The sequence below is a fragment of the Citrobacter sp. CK181 genome (genome assembly GCF_030333595.1).
GTDB classification, from domain to species: Bacteria; Pseudomonadota; Gammaproteobacteria; order Enterobacterales; family Enterobacteriaceae; genus Citrobacter_B; species Citrobacter_B koseri.
This window is the reverse complement of record NZ_JAOWFN010000014.1, coordinates 216,708-232,648: the sequence shown is the minus strand read 5'-3', so window position 1 is coordinate 232,648 and position 15,941 is coordinate 216,708. Positions and strand designations below refer to the sequence as shown.

The window sequence follows — 15,941 nt, the reverse complement described above, 5'->3', positions numbered from 1 at the left end:
TTAATGTCCTGCCGGACAGGTCGCGCAGCGATGTTGCTGCTCAAACTGGCTGAAGAAGTTATTGCCTTTATCATCCACCAGCACAAAGGCGGGCAGGTTTTTGACCTCCATCATCCACACGGCTTCCATCCCCAGTTCGGGATACTCAAGGCAGCGCAAGCTTTTAACGTACTGCTGCGCCAGAAGCGCGGCGGCGCCGCCAATGCTGCCAAGATTGAAGCCGCCATGCTTGTGGCAGGCCTCGGTCACTTGCTGGCTGCGGTTGCCTTTCGAAAGCATGATCAAACTGCCGCCCGCCGCCTGGAAGGCGTCAACATAGCCGTCCATGCGCCCGCCGGTGGTCGGGCCGAGCGAGCCGCAGGCCTGTTTTTCCGGCGTTTTGGCTGGCCCCGCGTAATAAACAATGTGATTTTTCATGTAGTCCGGCATCGGTTCGCCGTTATCCAGACGCTCTTTAATTTTGGCGTGCGCGATATCGCGGGCGACGACAATCGGGCCGTTCAGCGACAGTCGGGTGCCGACAGGCAGCGTGGAAAGGTTATGCAGGATCTCGCGCAGCGGACGGTTGAGATCGAGCTGTACGGTCTGGGCGCTGTTTTCCACGCGCAGGGATTCAGGAATAAATTTTCCCGGATTGTGTTCGAGTTTTTCCAGCCAGATGCCGCGCTTGTTGATTTTCGCTTTAATATTGCGGTCGGCAGAGCAGGAGAGCGCCATTGCGATGGGGCAGGAGCCGCCGTGACGCGGCAGGCGGATAACGCGGATATCATGAGCGAAATATTTGCCACCAAACTGTGCTCCGATGCCAAACTCGCGGCTGGCATTGAGCAGGGTTGTTTCCAGCGCCGTGTCGCGAAACGCCTGGCCCAGCTCGTTTCCGCTGGTCGGCAGGGTGTCGTAATATTTGGTTGAGGCCAGCTTCGCCACTTTCAGCGCCTGGTCGGCAGACAATCCGCCAACCACAAAAGCGATATGGTAGGGCGGGCAGGCTGCTGTTCCCAGCGACCGCATTTTTTCGATCAGGAAAGCGGTGAGTTTTTCGGGTTGCAGAATAGATTTGGTTTCCTGAAACAGCGCCGCTTTGTTGGCGGAACCGCCGCCTTTATTGACGAAGAGAAACCGGTATTCGTCACCCGGCGTCGCGCTGATATCAATCTGGGCGGGCAGGTTGGTTTGGGTATTCACCTCGGTGTACATGTCCAGCGGGGCGTTCTGGGAGTAGCGTAAGTTATTTTCCTGGAAAGTGATGTACACGCCTTTGCTCAGGGCTTCGGCATCGTTGCCGCCTGTCCAGACGTGCTGACCTTTGCTCGCCACAATGGTTGCCGTTCCCGTGTCCTGGCAGTTTGGCAGTACGCCTTTCGCCGAGACTTCGGCATTGCGTAACAGTTGCAGCGCGACGTACTTATCATTACTGCTGGCCTGCGGATCGTGCAGGATGCTGGCAATCTGCTTCAGATGCGCGGTGCGCAGGAAAAACGAGGCTTCATAAAATGCCTGTTGGGCCAGCAGAGTCAGCGCTTCAGGCGCGACTTTGATAACCTCTTCACCGTCTAACTCCGTTACCGTAATGTGCTTGTCGCTGAGTAATTCATATTCCGTCGTATCTTTGCTTTGAACAAACGGTTCCTGCCAGACAAATGGTTTAGACATATTAACTTCTCACCTTTAAGTTATTTTTGCCGGACGGCTGTCCGGCCTACAACAATGCGCAAACCGTAGGCCGGATAAGCGTTAGCGCCATCCGGCATCGCTGTGGTATCAGGACATCGCCACTTCTGAGTGTTCGGTTGCCGGGCGCTCCTGTTCCGGGGTTTTGACCGGTGCTTTGCCACGGCAGCCTGCGCCGAAGTGCTCGCCTTCCCAACGACCGACAATCGCCGCACCCATCGCATTACTCATCACGTTGGTGGCAGAACGGCCCATATCGAGGAACGGATCGACGCCCATCAGCAGGATCAGACCGGCTTCTGGAATGTTGAACTGGTTGAGGGTAGCGGCGATAACCACCATTGACGCACGCGGCACGCCTGCCATTCCTTTGGAGGTCAGCATCAGAATCAGCAGCATGGTGATCTGCTCGCCCATGCTCAGTTCAATGTTGCACGCCTGGGCGATAAACACGGTGGCAAACGAGCAGTAGGCCATTGAGCCGACGAGGTTAAAGGAGTAACCGATAGGCAGTACGAAGCTGGCAATCTTGGAAGAGACGCCAAACTTCTCCAGTTTGTCCAGCGTACCGGGGAAAGCCGCTTCCGAGCTGGACGTGGTAAAGGCCAGCAGCGCGGGTTCGAAGATTGCTTTGGTCAGACGACTGATGCACGGCCCGACAATCATTGTCGACAGGCCAATCAGGATCGCCCACAGCATCCCCAGCGTCAGGTAGAACTCTCCCATGAAGATCCCGGCGCTGACCATCACGCCCAGACCGCGTTCAGCAATCAAACCGGAGATGGCGGCAAAGACGGTCAGCGGCGCAAACAGCATCACGTAACCTGTCAGCTTCAGCATGACGTGCACCAGCGAGTCGAGCACTTTAACGATGGCGGCGCCTTTTTCACCAACAGCGGCCAGGCTGCAACCGAGGAAAATGGAGAACACCACAATTTGCAGGATCTCGTTGCGCGCCATCGCATCGATAATGCTGGTGGGCACGGCGTGCGAGATAAAGACTTTCAGCGTGAAGGGTTCAGACTGCACGGCGGCAACCGCGCCTGCGTCGTGTGCCACAAAGTTAATGCCTGCGCCTGGCTGGAACATATTGACGATGACCAGACCCAACGCAATAGACAACAATGAGGCGCAAATAAACAGGAAAAAGGTTTTAGAGAATATACGCCCCAGCGTTTTGGCATCGCCCATTTTGGCGATCCCCACCACTAACGTTGAAATAACCAGGGGGGCAATAATCATTTTTACCATGCGCAAAAATATGGTGGTAAAAATAGAGATGTCCTGGGCGTACGATTTTGCTGTTTCAGCCGATGCCATATTATTAATGGCCACCCCGGCAATCATGCCGAGTATCAGGCCTAATATGATCATTTTGGTTAAACTTATTTTTTTCATGTTTGCTCCATCGGATAATGGTTGGAGAATAATGTGTAGGGCAGCGCATACCCGAACGCAGACAACCGCTCAGGTACGCGCTTGTTATGACCAACCGCATGAATAATCAGGAAAACAGTGATACAGCAAAATCCTGTATCCTGATGGCTGTTGTTGTATTGTTATGACTACAAGTCGAAGGTAATACTTAATAGCGGCGCGTGTTGCTGCGCGCCATAAACATCATTGTCACCAACGTTGCCGGAAATAATATCGCGCGGCATGACAATTTTTACCGCATTTGCCGGATCAAACCAGACAATGCGATGAATAAAATCAGGCTCGACGTTATATAAACGGGCAATAAGCTGCGGCGTTAATTGTTCCGATGCTTTTACCCGCTGATAGTCTTCCCGGGTTTTAAACAAAATATCTAAAACCAGTTCGTACGGTCCGGCGTTTTTGGAACGAATCACCTGCGCCAGTGAGCAAATCGAGTGTTTCATGCCTGAACTCCTTCCGGCGTCACCTGTTCGAGGTGGAAATCAAATTGCAGCGCGTCGCTCGCTTCAATCAGGTGATAGATTGAAAACTCATACACTGGCCCGCTTTGAATGTCGGAAGGCGAGAACGGGAAGGCGAGGTTGCCCGCCGTCGCAATCCGGTTTTCATAGCCATAGTGCAGGAGGGTGGAACGCACCAGCGAACAGACGCTGTTGGCGATATCCTGCGTCGGCGCGACTACGTCGAGCAATATGCCCAGTTCGTGCCCGGCGCTCTGCATCGGTTCGTGATTGCCCATCACCCCGTTCTTACCGTACAGGTGGAACGTCATGCGGATGCTGTCATCATTCAGCGAGAGGTTACGCGCCACGCTGGTCTTCACCTCTTCGAGAATGGTGTCAATGCTGGCAATCATGATCGGGTCGCGCGTCCCGGCGATGGTCAGACAGCGGAAGCCCACCTGACGCGCGCCTTCCAGCTTCAGCGCGTACGGCGTCTCTTCGTGACGGGAACCGCTGACGTAGACCTCGCCCTCGTTGACCGCTTTGAAGCTGCACCCTTTCAGATTCAGCACGCCGCCCGGCCCCGGCAGGTAGTACGGATCGGATTTCTCATACAGGGTGTGCGCCGCCGCAGAGGTTTCGGTGAACTTGCGCTTTGGATTGAACGTTTTGAGCGTAAAGCCGTTATCGTCAATGATCCCCATCGCGCAGTCGGAACCGGAACCCGGCGTCGCGGCGATGGCCGCGCACTCAAGGATCTTGCCGCAGTGCAGCGCCAGACCTTCATCAAAGCCCTGCATGATCGGCAGCGCCGCGAAGCAGGCCGGATCGTAAGCGCGTCCGCCCAGCACCACCTGCGCACCGGCTTTCAGCGCCCGCTGGAAAGGTTCGATGCCCATTTGCGCGACGATATAGGTGCTTTGGTCGATCGCGTCGTGGGTCAGTTCCGGGACGAAATCCAGCGCGGTGATTTTGCCGTTATCCAGCGCCTGGTGAACGATCGCTTTATCAACATCTGACGGGATAAGCGCCATCGAGAACGACAGTTTCTCTTCCTGCGCAATCTCAAGGATTATCTGGCGACACCACTCCAGATGCGGCGCCGCGCCGGAGCCTCCGGCAGTGCCGATCACCACCGGGATATCGTTTTTTACGCCAGCGGTGATCATATAGCGCAGATCGCGTTTCACTCCCGCCCTGTCGGTAAAGGGTTTCCCTGCCCCCAGGTAGTGGGGGCCAGGATCGGAGGAACCGGCATCAACGGCGATCAGATCCGGCGACTCCTCCATCGCTTTGCGAAAGCTCTCTTCCGGGAAGCCATAGCCCAGAATGGCCGTCGGCGATAAGATCTTAAATGTGCGTGCCATTTCTCAATCCTTTGTCTGCAACAGCGCGATGGTACGGTTCATCTCGTTAAACACGATGTTGAGACCTTCATCGAAGCCCATACCCGGTTTCACCAGCATCCGCATCGGGCGCGCGGCCAGCGCGACATGTACGCAGGTGCGGGCGCTGATCTCGGTTTCGTTACAGGTGCCGCCCTGATAGGCTTCCATCCCGTGTTTGTTGCAATAGAGCACGGCGTCAACGATGTTATGAATGCCGCCGAGATCCGGGGTTTTGATCTGCACCATGTGGCAACTGCCCGCGTCAGTGAAATCGACGATGTCCTGATAGGTGTTACACCATTCGTCAGCGACAATTTTCACGCCGGAACCGAGGCGGGTCAGCTCTTTGGTGATCGCGGTCAGCAGACGGATCTGATCCGGTTTGTTACCGGCATCCACCGGGCCTTCAATGTACAACGGCAGACCCTGCGCTTCTTTCTCCAGGCTGGTGATGTACTCCGCGCAGCGTACCGGGTCCATATCGAAGATCAGGCCGATGGTGCCGTAGACATCAATATGCAGCGTCGGGTGATAGCGTGGGCTGGTGCGCAGGCTCAGGATGCGATCGGACAGCCAGCGTACATACTCACGCAGTTTCTCGCCCTGAAAGCCCAGTTTCTCTTCCACGTTGTTGATCAGCGCATGCGGCAGCACGTCAACGCCTTTGAGGATCATCTTATCGACGGCGATATAGCGATCGTCGCCGCTCTGACCAAATAACGGAATCGCTTCCGGGACGCACGGCAACTGCCATTCATCGCAAACCACTTCTGCTTTCAGACGACCGGACGCCAGCGCGGTGGCGTCGAGCAGCGCCTGCGACAGGCCGTAACGCACGGCGGTGTGCAGCAGATTGCCGTCAATGCGCAGCTTGTCGAAGAAGCGGGCGTTCGGCAGGAATGCATCGACATCACGACCTTCCAGCAGCGGTTTAATGTGATCGTTCAGGAACGGAATAAAGTGCTCTGCCAGGAACAGCGGGTCACGACCGCCAGCGCCGGAATACTGCACGGCGGCGCAGTCACCGACCGCTACCGCGCCATTTTCCAGAATCAGCTGTACCGAGATGCACTCGCCCGCCTGACGCACAGAGGTAAAGCCGGGCGTGACCGGCGCGCCGGTATAAATGAATCCATCATGACCCGCGCCGTTTTTAATCGCCTGCTGATCGTCGAAATAGAATGAGGAGTAGCCAGCGGTGAAAAGGGCCTGTTTAATTTTCATTATGGTCTTCCTATTAATTGACTGTGGGATACCGCGTTGATGTCATCAACAACCATCTGGAATGAGGGCTTGCGTCCTTCAAAATGGGCGCGCTCAGCGACGTAATCGTGGTGCAGGGCGAGGATATCTTTCGGCAGCGGAACCGCACCGGCTTCAAGGATGCGAATGGCGCCGGAGTTATCGCGAACCGGCAGGATTTTGCCTGCGTTACAGGAGGCCGGGGCGAAAGGGACGTCCAGCACGCCGGCTTCAAAAGCCAGCACCGTGCCGCGCGCCACATCGCCGTTACCCAGCTCAAAGACTTTTTTCAGCACCGCACGGACTTCGCACTTAATCAGTTCGACTTCCTGTTCTACGGCCGCGCACGGCGGGAATTTCTGGTCGCTGACCATATTGAGCATCTGGCGAGAGGCTTTAAGCCCCTGGGCGTTTGCGGCGGCCGTTGGGATACCGAAGGCTTCGTGCGGACTCTTGGTGATCACTTTGGTCGCGCCGGACATACCCGCCACCGCTGCGCCCCAGGAGATAATGGCGAACGCTTTGGATTCATCTTCCGGGAAGCCGCCCATCCACTGGTGGAAGACGGTGCTCAGTTCGTAATCATCAAAGCCGTAGTTCTGGAAATATTCGTGGGACAGTTCGCGCAGTGACTGAATGGCGGCGATATCCTGCGTCAGGCTGCCCACCTGGCCATAGCCGACGGTAATCGACTTCACGCCCTGTTCCAGCGCCAGCAGACCTTCGATGATGGCGACCGCGTGGGACATAAACGGCGGGATCAGCGTGCCGGTCAGCGGGCCGAACGGCTCGCGGTTAATACGGATGCCGTGCTCTTCATACATTCCCATCAGACGGTCGCAGTACTGCCAGTCGCGGATTGATTTTTCCAGCGTGACGCGCTTGGCGTAAGGAATGTTGTAGGAGATGCCGCCGCCTTCATAGCTGGTGAAGCCGCTGGCCATCGCGATTTCCGCCAGCAGTCGCGCATCCGGCGTACCGTGACGAACCTGAATGGGTTTTTCCAGCGCTTCCGTCATCCGGCGGCAGGCAGCAACGCCGTGGTTGACAACCGGCAGGCCGTTCAGCTTAGAGGTGCCTGCTTCGATGGATTTTTGAATACCGATCGCCGCTTCTTCGTAACGGTTCAGACGGGTATAGGCATCGATGGTGCTGGGAAGCAGATCGCACTCTTCCTGCAACGTTTTGAGCAGCGCGATGTGTTCATCCATCAGCGCCACGCCCGCGCGCGGCTGGCTGAGCGTTTTGCCTTCCTGATCGGCTTTTAACAGGGCGTGAGAAAAGCGTTTTTTCTCTGGAATGGTTTGCTGATACTTCACGCCATCTTCAAAATTCTCGACGTCCTTGCCGGTATGCCAGGTTTGCAATACCTGATGCCGCTCGGTCATGAATTCGTCATGGGTTAATTTTTTATTTCGGAGTTCCATTCGTAGCTGCCTTAGGTTTTATAGGGTTAAACATTGAATACTGGTGCGAGCGGCGAGCTGCGGGTACAGCCTGGCGACGTTCGCCAGCAGAGGAAGCAAGCCTTTTGAATCGCGGTAATAGTCAAACTGCCCGGGTAAGAGAATGCGTCTGCCGTCATCGTCCAGCTCGCGGTATTTCAACCAGCGATGGATGTCGAACTGACTGGCGCGGGAGAGCCATCCGCCGGAACCGACAACTTTGCGAACGGTGGTGAGGTCGCGCCCCATCTGTAAGTCGACGTTGCCCACGCAGGTGCAGACCTGCTTTTTGGTGCCCGCGTGACGTTCGCTGGCATAACCCACGCACAGCCCTGCCAGCAGGGCGTCGAAGAATTTCTCTTCGTCGCTGCGGGGAAGGTAATCGGGGTGGGAAACCAGGTGGCGCAGATAGCCGTAGAACGCCTCCTGACGCTCAGGCTGTTGGGCAAACACGACGTTTACCATCTCCTGGGTGCTTTCTCCGACCACAAGGGCAGAGACACGCATCCCGAGATCGCCTTCAACGGTGCGTTTGACGAACGGTTCCGGCACGCCATGCAGCACGGTATCGGGAGAGAGCATATTGGCGCAGGCGGAGTACACGTCGGTGGTGGCGCCGCCCATATCGATCAGCATGAACTCTTTCCATGCGCTGTCGATGTCGCTGATGGCTTTAACCAGCTCGTAGACGGTCCACGGCGTTGGCATCGGCTCTTCGCCGGTTTCGCCAACAATCACGTCCAGCCCTTTGCCTTTCACGATGCGGGACAGGAACAGATCGCAAATGGCCTGGCGGGCGGCATACGGATTCGGGTGATCGAGGTCGGGCAGAATGTTGTCTACCGTGGTCAGATCTTTGTGCCCCAGAATGGCCTGTACCTCATCCTGAATGTCACGGTTTCCGGCATAAATAATCGCGCAATCCAGATTTGAGTTCGCCAGCGCGCGTGCATTCGCCAGGCCGTAGCTTTCTTCGCCGCCATCCGTACCGCCGGTAAACAGCAGGATGTCCGGCGGCGAGTTTTCTAACGCCTGGATGTCATGGCGGTTGAGCTTATACGCGTAATATTGCGCGATCTTCGCCCCCGCTGAGTGGGCGGTAACTTTTGCGGATTCCAGCGTGATAGACGGCACCAGCCCTATAGCGGCGACGGCGAGCCCGCCTTTTGCCGATGAGGAGTATTTCAACTGCACTTCGCCGCTTTTCAGCAACGGACGGGCATCGGCGACATTCAGTACCTGATTCAGACTGGCAAAAAAACCGTCTGCCAGATGGTATGTGGTGGTTGGTGTCAGGACATGGTTCACCAGGGTTAACGCATCCCCCTCCCTGGCGAAGAGGGCGGCTTTGGTCCATGTCGAGCCGATATCGACAGAGACGATTTGCATCAGATGGCCTCTTCAAGGCAGCGCTGTTCAACACCATGACGCGGGTTAATGTCCCCGGCCATTAACCGGCACACATCTTCCAGATCATGACTTGGCGCAAAGACGCGGTTAAAGCCCATCTCTTTAAACTTCGCTTCCACGTCGGCAAAGTCATGTTTACCCACCACCAGATTGCCGCCGACATAGAGCAGAATGTCACCAATACCGCGTTCGATGCAGCGTTCACGTAAACCGAGGCAGTCGATATCGCCGTGGCCGTAAATGGATGACACGACAATCGCATCGGCGCCGGTTTCGATTGCGGCATCAATATATTCATCCTGGCTTACCATGACCCCCAGATTGATTACGCGAAAATCATGGGCAGTAAAAACGCGATCCAAAACTTTATTGCCTACTGCATGGCAGTCAGCACCAATGACGCCAATAACAAGTGTTGATTTTTTCATGAGTAATCCTCTGTAGAGCTGATGAACAAAAGGTAAGAGTCTTCGTTTAATATTGCGCACTCAGGTTTCTGCAACCTTTTAATAGTCATGGAGTGTCTGTGCAGGCGGGAAGGGATGCAATTGATCTATTTTCAAAATATCTTTCTTAAAACTAATGTTCTTAATTAATCATTAGAAGTGTGTTTGTTATCAATGAGTTATTATTGATTGCCCAGCTCTGGTTAATTTAATTGGAACAGGGAGTTAATAAATAATATGCTGTGTTTGTGATCGCGGTCTTATTTATTTTTGCAAACGGTTATTGAGAGATAAATATAATACAAAGGCAAAACTGTGAGTTAAATAACGGAACAGAAATGGATGTTTCTATAGGAACACGGTTTATTGTTAATGAAAGGATAAATATGATAATAATTTGTTCTTTCTTACCGGGCGGATTATTTGTGAGCCCGGTAGCATATTGTCACAATACCGTGAACAGAAAACATGATCAGCGCTGTTTTCTGCGCGCGATCAACGTAAATTTATAATCATCGGTATTAAACGCATTACGGCTATATTCAAATACCTGACCGTCTTTCAGAAATCCGCGAGAGACCTTTTCCAGGATCGGTTTACTTGCGCTGATCGCCAGCGTGCGGCTCATTTCTTCGGTTGGCATGATCGGGATCAGCTCCTGCTCGCTGCGATCAATGACCATCTGCTTCACCTCTTCAATAAAGTGATACTTGGAATTTTCCATCACCTGCCAGGTCAGGTCGGGAAAGAGCGCCAGCGGCATCCATGTCTCTTCGAGGGCGACGGGTTTTTGCTTAATGTAACGCACGCGTTTTACGTGCCAGGCCCGGTTGTTCTCCGCCAGTTGTAACTGGTTGCGCAGAAAGTCGTCCGCCGGGATCACTTCAAAAACCAAAACGTCACTGTGGGTGTCAACATGGCGATCGGCGAGTTTTTCGTAAAAGCTGGTTAGCTGGTAGATATCGTAATTGACCCGCTCTTCTTTCACATAGGTCCCGCTGCCCTGAATGCTTTCGATGATCTGCTGTTCGGTCAGTTGCTTGAGCGCCTGGCGTACCGTGACCCGGCTCACGCCAAACGCATGCTGCAATGCCTGCTCGGTGGGTAACGCGTCGCCTGCTTTCAGTTCGCCACGTTCAATCTGCTCGCGGATTCGATCGGCAATCTGTCGGTATAACGGTTTTTGGCTCATCTTTTTACTTTTGTATGAATGAATTAATACGACTTCGTTGATTATGCCCGATCAATAGCTCTTGTAAATAATACAAATTAAATACAAATTATTTTGCGTAAGTGAAAATGATCACATAAATGTATTGTTTCATCTGGCACAATTTCTGAAACATACAATGACAGTGTGAGGACTATGATGAACCTGACGACGTTAACCCACCGCGACGCTTTATGCCTGAACGCCCGGTTTGGCAGTCGTGAAGAGGCTATTCACGCGTTAACCCAGCGGCTCGTGCAACTGGGGAAAATTTCAGATTCCGATGCTTACCTTGAAGAAGTCTTTTTGCGTGAAAGCCAGGGGCCAACGGCGTTGGGAGAAGGGCTGGCGGTGCCGCATGGTAAAACGTCGGCGGTTAAAGAAGCGGCATTTGCCGTGGCCACCCTGCGCGAACCCATGATGTGGGAAGGGGTTGACGGGCCGGAAGCGGTGACGCTGATTTTTCTGCTCGCCATTCCGCCAGGCGAAGCGGGAAGCACCCATATGCAGTTGCTGACCGCACTCACCACGCGACTGGCGGATGATGACACCCGCGCGAGGATTCTGGCAGCGACCACGGCGGATGAGCTACTGTCGACGCTGGACGACCAATATCAGGAAAGCGCTTTTCAGCCCTTACAGGATGCGCCGACCATCGTTTGCGTAACGGCGTGCCCGGCAGGGATTGCGCACACCTATATGGCGGCGGAGTATCTGGAAAAAGCGGGACGCAAACTGGGCGTGAACGTGTATGTGGAAAAGCAGGGCGCTAACGGAATTGAAGGCCGTCTTACCGCGCAGCAGCTCAACGCGGCAAAAGCCTGCATTTTCGCCGCAGAGGTGGCGATAAAAGAGAGTGAGCGCTTTGCGGGCATTCCTGCGCTGTCGGTACCCGTCGCCGAACCTATCCGCCATGCCGAAGCATTGATCCAACAAACGCTGGCGCTGGAGCCCGTGCAGGGCGATCGCGCGGTTTACCAGGAAACGGCAGCGCCTAAGAGTCTGAAAACGGAGTTAAAACAGGCGCTGTTGAGCGGCATCTCGTTCGCCGTGCCGCTGATTGTCGCCGGGGGAACCGTACTGGCCGTGTCGGTGCTGCTGGCGCAAATGCTCGGCTTGCAGCATCTCTTCGATCAGGAGAACTCCTGGCTGTGGATGTACCGCAAGCTGGGCGGTGGGATGCTCGGCATCCTGATGGTGCCGGTGCTCGCCGCTTATACCGCCTATTCGCTGGCGGATAAACCCGCGCTGGCTCCCGGATTCGCCGCCGGTCTTGCCGCCAATATGATTGGCTCCGGCTTTCTCGGCGCGATTGCGGGGGGGTTGATCGCCGGATATCTGATGCGCTGGGTGAAAAACCATCTTCGCCTGAGCAGCAAATTCAACGGCTTCCTGACCTTCTATCTGTATCCGGTCATCGGCACCTTAGGCGCGGGCAGCCTGATGCTGTTTGTGGTGGGCGAGCCCGTTGCGTGGATCAACAACGCGCTGACCGCCTGGCTTAATGGGCTGAGCGGCGCCAATGCGCTGCTGCTTGGCGCGATTCTCGGCTTTATGTGTTCTTTCGATTTGGGCGGGCCGGTCAATAAAGCGTCTTACGCGTTCTGCCTTGGGGCGATGGCGAACGGCGTCTACGGCCCGTATGCCATTTTCGCCTCGGTCAAAATGGTGTCCGCCTTCACCGTAACGGCATCAACGATGCTGGCGCCGAGGCTGTTCAAAGAGTTTGAGATCGAAACAGGAAAGTCGACCTGGCTACTGGGGCTGGCGGGCATTACGGAAGGGGCAATCCCGATGGCGATTGAAGATCCGCTGCGGGTTATCGGTTCTTTTGTTCTGGGGTCAATGGTGACGGGCGCGATTGTCGGCGCGATGAACATTGGTCTTTCGACGCCGGGCGCAGGCATTTTTTCACTCTTTCTTTTGCATGACGCCGGATACGGCGGTTTCGCCGCCGCCGCAGGCTGGTTTGGCGCAGCGTTAGTGGGGACAGCGATATCGACCACTATCCTGCTGTTCTGGCGTCGTCATGCGGTAAAGCAGGGCAAGTATCTGACTAACAATGTGTTGCCATAAACGAACTAACAGGAAACGAAGATGAAAGCAGTATCTCGCGTTCACATTACGCCGCACATGCACTGGGATCGTGAATGGTATTTCACCACGGAAGCGTCACGTATTTTGCTGGTCAACAATATGGAGGAGATCCTGACCCGCCTGGAGCAGGATGCAGAGTATAAATACTATGTCCTTGACGGGCAGACGGCGGTGCTGGAGGACTATTTCGCCGTCAAAGCGGAAAATAAAGCGCGGGTAAGAAAACTGGTGCAGGCCGGAAAACTGATTATCGGCCCGTGGTATACCCAAACGGATACCACGCTGGTATCCGGGGAGTCGATCGTGCGTAATCTGATGTACGGTATGCGCGACTGCCAGGCGTTTGGCGAACCGATGAAAATTGGCTATCTGCCGGATTCGTTCGGCATGTCGGGGCAGCTTCCGCATATCTATAACGGTTTCGGTATTACCCGCGCCATGTTCTGGCGTGGTTGTTCGGAACGCCACGGCACCGATAAAACCGAGTTTTTATGGCAAAGCGCGGATGGCAGTGAAGTGACGGCGCAGGTGCTGCCGCTGGGCTACGCGATTGGTAAGTACTTACCGGAGGACGAGGCCGGGCTGCGTAAACGTCTCGACAGCTACTTCGATGTGCTGGAGCGCGCGTCGCTGACCAAAGAAATTTTGCTGCCGAATGGCCACGATCAGATGCCGTTGCAGCAAAATATCTTTGCGGTGATGGATAAACTGCGCGAAATCTACCCGCAGCGTAAGTTTGTGATGAGCCGCTTTGAAGAGGTGTTTGAACACATAGAAGCCCGCCGCGAGCAGCTTGCCACGCTGAAAGGCGAGTTTATTGATGGCAAATATATGCGCGTTCATCGCACCATTGGTTCGACGCGGATGGACATCAAAATCGCCCATGCGCGCATTGAGAACAAAATCGTCAACATTCTTGAGCCGCTGGCGACGCTGGCCTGGACGCTGGGGTTTGAGTATCACCACGGCCTGCTGGAGAAAATGTGGAAAGAGATTCTGAAGAATCACGCCCACGACAGCATCGGCTGCTGTTGCAGTGACAAAGTACACCGCGAAATTGCGTCCCGTTTCGAGCTGGCTGAGGATATGGCCGACAACCTGATCTGTTTTTATCAGCGCAAAATCGCCGACAACATGCCGCAGAGCGATGCCGACAAACTGGTGCTGTTTAACCTGATGCCGTGGCCGCGTGAAGAGGTGATTAACACCACGGTACGCCTGCGCGCCAGCCAGTTCTCTCTGCGGGATGATCGGGGCAACGCCATTCCTTATTGCATTCGCCAGGCCCGGGAGATCGATCCCGGTTTAATCGACCGCCAGATTGTGCATTACGGTAACTACGAGCCGTTTATGGAATTTGATATCCAGATCCAGCAGATTATCCCTTCAATGGGCTATCGCACGCTTTATATCGAACCGAACGCAGCGGGCAATGTGGTGAGCCCGACGGTTTCATCAGACGCGCTGCTGGAGAACGCGTTCTGGCAGATTACGGCGAATGATGACGGTACTCTGAACCTGCGCGATAAAGACAGCGGCGTGCGTTATCAGCGCATACTGGCGCTGGAAGAGGGATCCGACGATGGCGATGAGTACGATTACTCCCCCGCCAGAGAAGAGTGGCTGCTTACTTCGACGACGGCAAAACCGGAATATGAAGTGATTCATGACGCGTGGCAGAGCAGGGTTGTCATTCGCTATGCCCTGGCGGTTCCGGCGAATCTTGCCGAACGCAGCGCGCGGCAGCGCAACGGAACGTTAGGCGTGGAGATCGCCGTTACCCTGAGCCATAACAGCAGACGCATTGATGTTGAGGTGGCGCTGGATAATCAGGCTGACGATCACCGCGTGCGGGTGTTAATCCCCACGCCGTTCACGACGGATGTTGTGCTGGCGGACACCCAGTTTGGCGCAGTGACGCGCCCAGTACAGGACAGCGCGATGGAAAACTGGCAGGAAGAGGGGTGGAAAGAGGCGCCGGTACCGGTCTGGAATATGCTGAACTATGCGGCGCTTCAGGAAGAGAGAAATGGCCTTGCGCTTTTCACGGAGGGATTACGTGAATTTGAAGTTATCGGCGAAGGGAAGAAAACGTTCGCCTTAACGCTCCTGCGTGGGGTGGGGCTGCTGGGGAAAGAGGATCTACTGCTGCGGCCAGGGCGGCCTTCCGGCATCAAAATGGCGGTGCCGGATTCACAAATGCGCGGAATGCTACGCAGTCGGTTTAGCCTGTTCAGCTATAGCGGAACGCCTTTTAGCGCCGGTGTCGCGCAACAGGCGAAGGCGTGGCTGACGCCTGTTCAGTGCTATAACAAAATTCCCTGGGATGCGATGAAACTCAACAAGGCCGATGTTTGCGTACCGGAACATTACAGCCTGTTAACGATGTCGCCGGTGGGCTGCCTGTTAAGCGCGCTGAAAAAAGCAGAGGATCGCGATGATGTCATCCTGCGCCTGTACAATCCGTCCGAAACAACCTCATGTGATGCCACCGTTGCCTTCGGCAGAGCCGTTAGCGCATGTACAGAGACCATGATGGATGAACAGGCGTGCCCTGCGAAAGGAGAGGGCGCAAGTGGGGCTGGCCTCTTTCTGCCGGGGCAGTCCCGAACGTTTAGCTACACGCTTGCCTGAATCTCAGACAAACAGATTAAAGCCACGCTTAGCGTGGCTTTATTGTTAACGGAATAATAACAATCCGGTGTTAATTTCAATGGGCTTAAAAGTAAAATATTTGTGATTATTTTCATGGCGAATTGACCCTGTGGAAAATTACGCTGAAGCGTCTACGCTAAATAGTTGCAGACGGCAAAAGAATGTCGTCGATGATAACGTTAAATGAAATGCTGTTTTTTTATATATACCTTTCTATTAGATAACCGCCAACACCCTCAGAGATACATATGCGCAACATTGTTTTCACTGTGTTTACGCATTGTATACACCGTTAACGAATTTTGGTGTTTTTGATTTAAATCAATGTTTAATGCTTGGAAAAAGATGTCAAAACACGATAAATTGTCGCCGATCAAATTGGCCTGAAACTGGTAAATTAGCTATAAATTGATCAATGTCGAAAAATGCAAATTTGACTCAATAAAAACCTGTTTATTGTAGGGATTTTACGGCGTAATATATTTGCGGGATCA

The 15,941-nt window shown here is 54.4% G+C and carries 11 protein-coding genes; 2 read left to right on the top strand and 9 right to left on the bottom strand.

Annotation, left to right across the window (positions count from 1 at the left end):
• The 9 genes from OGW17_RS14645 to OGW17_RS14605 all read right to left on the bottom strand — a co-directional run bounded on the left by OGW17_RS14645 (window position 1) and on the right by OGW17_RS14605 (window position 10,677).
• A complete protein-coding gene (locus OGW17_RS14645) occupies window positions 1-1,653 on the bottom strand; it encodes a class I fumarate hydratase (RefSeq protein WP_071259700.1) in 1,653 nt (550 codons plus the stop codon).
• A 108-nt stretch (window positions 1,654-1,761) separates the two neighbouring features.
• Complete coding sequence (locus OGW17_RS14640) at window positions 1,762-3,069, bottom strand: dicarboxylate/amino acid:cation symporter (RefSeq protein WP_012133264.1); 1,308 nt, start codon at window positions 3,067-3,069, stop codon at window positions 1,762-1,764.
• A 167-nt stretch (window positions 3,070-3,236) separates the two neighbouring features.
• A complete protein-coding gene (locus OGW17_RS14635) occupies window positions 3,237-3,554 on the bottom strand; it encodes a DUF4387 domain-containing protein (protein WP_012133262.1) in 318 nt (105 codons plus the stop codon).
• Window positions 3,551-4,921 carry an acyclic terpene utilization AtuA family protein gene (locus OGW17_RS14630; protein ID WP_047458076.1) on the bottom strand — a complete coding sequence of 457 codons (1,371 nt, stop codon included), beginning with the start codon at window positions 4,919-4,921 and terminating at the stop codon, window positions 3,551-3,553. Before OGW17_RS14630 ends, OGW17_RS14635 begins: the two co-directional genes overlap by 4 nt.
• A 3-nt stretch (window positions 4,922-4,924) precedes the next feature.
• Window positions 4,925-6,166, bottom strand: a complete 1,242-nt coding sequence (locus OGW17_RS14625) for a methylaspartate ammonia-lyase (RefSeq protein ID WP_071259697.1) — start codon at window positions 6,164-6,166, stop codon at window positions 4,925-4,927.
• Window positions 6,166-7,611 carry a methylaspartate mutase subunit E gene (locus OGW17_RS14620; RefSeq protein ID WP_012133259.1) on the bottom strand — a complete coding sequence of 482 codons (1,446 nt, stop codon included), beginning with the start codon at window positions 7,609-7,611 and terminating at the stop codon, window positions 6,166-6,168. Before OGW17_RS14620 ends, OGW17_RS14625 begins: the two co-directional genes overlap by 1 nt.
• A gap of 18 nt (window positions 7,612-7,629) precedes the next feature.
• Entirely contained in the window at window positions 7,630-9,018 is a 1,389-nt protein-coding gene (gene glmL / locus OGW17_RS14615; RefSeq protein WP_071259694.1) for a methylaspartate mutase accessory protein GlmL, read from the bottom strand.
• Window positions 9,018-9,467, bottom strand: a complete 450-nt coding sequence (gene glmS, locus OGW17_RS14610) for a methylaspartate mutase subunit S (protein WP_012133257.1) — start codon at window positions 9,465-9,467, stop codon at window positions 9,018-9,020. Before glmS ends, glmL begins: the two co-directional genes overlap by 1 nt.
• A gap of 490 nt (window positions 9,468-9,957) precedes the next feature.
• Window positions 9,958-10,677 (bottom strand): GntR family transcriptional regulator, encoded by a 720-nt coding sequence (locus tag OGW17_RS14605; RefSeq protein WP_071259691.1) that lies wholly within the window; start codon window positions 10,675-10,677, stop codon window positions 9,958-9,960.
• Between the two features lie 177 nt (window positions 10,678-10,854).
• Between OGW17_RS14605 and mngA the strand changes: the two genes are divergently transcribed.
• Both mngA and mngB read left to right on the top strand, forming a co-directional pair.
• Window positions 10,855-12,771, top strand: a complete 1,917-nt coding sequence (gene mngA / locus OGW17_RS14600; RefSeq protein ID WP_071260120.1) for a PTS 2-O-a-mannosyl-D-glycerate transporter subunit IIABC — start codon at window positions 10,855-10,857, stop codon at window positions 12,769-12,771.
• A gap of 21 nt (window positions 12,772-12,792) precedes the next feature.
• Window positions 12,793-15,426, top strand: coding sequence for a mannosylglycerate hydrolase (gene mngB / locus OGW17_RS14595; RefSeq protein ID WP_071259689.1), 2,634 nt, complete (start codon window positions 12,793-12,795; stop codon window positions 15,424-15,426).
• Window positions 15,427-15,941: the final 515 nt, after the last annotated feature.

Bases quoted from the DNA above. Each gene is read 5' to 3' on its own strand.
- OGW17_RS14640 (WP_012133264.1), bottom strand. From the start codon at position 3,069: ATGAAAAAAATAAGTTTAACCAAAATGATCATATTAGGCCTGATACTC.
- OGW17_RS14605 (WP_071259691.1), bottom strand. From the start codon at position 10,677: ATGAGCCAAAAACCGTTATACCGACAGATTGCCGATCGAATCCGCGAG.
- OGW17_RS14625 (WP_071259697.1), bottom strand. From the start codon at position 6,166: ATGAAAATTAAACAGGCCCTTTTCACCGCTGGCTACTCCTCATTCTAT.
- OGW17_RS14635 (WP_012133262.1), bottom strand. From the start codon at position 3,554: ATGAAACACTCGATTTGCTCACTGGCGCAGGTGATTCGTTCCAAAAAC.
- OGW17_RS14645 (WP_071259700.1), bottom strand. From the start codon at position 1,653: ATGTCTAAACCATTTGTCTGGCAGGAACCGTTTGTTCAAAGCAAAGAT.
- mngB (WP_071259689.1), top strand. From the start codon at position 12,793: ATGAAAGCAGTATCTCGCGTTCACATTACGCCGCACATGCACTGGGAT.
- glmL (WP_071259694.1), bottom strand. From the start codon at position 9,018: ATGCAAATCGTCTCTGTCGATATCGGCTCGACATGGACCAAAGCCGCC.
- glmS (WP_012133257.1), bottom strand. From the start codon at position 9,467: ATGAAAAAATCAACACTTGTTATTGGCGTCATTGGTGCTGACTGCCAT.
- OGW17_RS14620 (WP_012133259.1), bottom strand. From the start codon at position 7,611: ATGGAACTCCGAAATAAAAAATTAACCCATGACGAATTCATGACCGAG.
- mngA (WP_071260120.1), top strand. From the start codon at position 10,855: ATGAACCTGACGACGTTAACCCACCGCGACGCTTTATGCCTGAACGCC.
- OGW17_RS14630 (WP_047458076.1), bottom strand. From the start codon at position 4,921: ATGGCACGCACATTTAAGATCTTATCGCCGACGGCCATTCTGGGCTAT.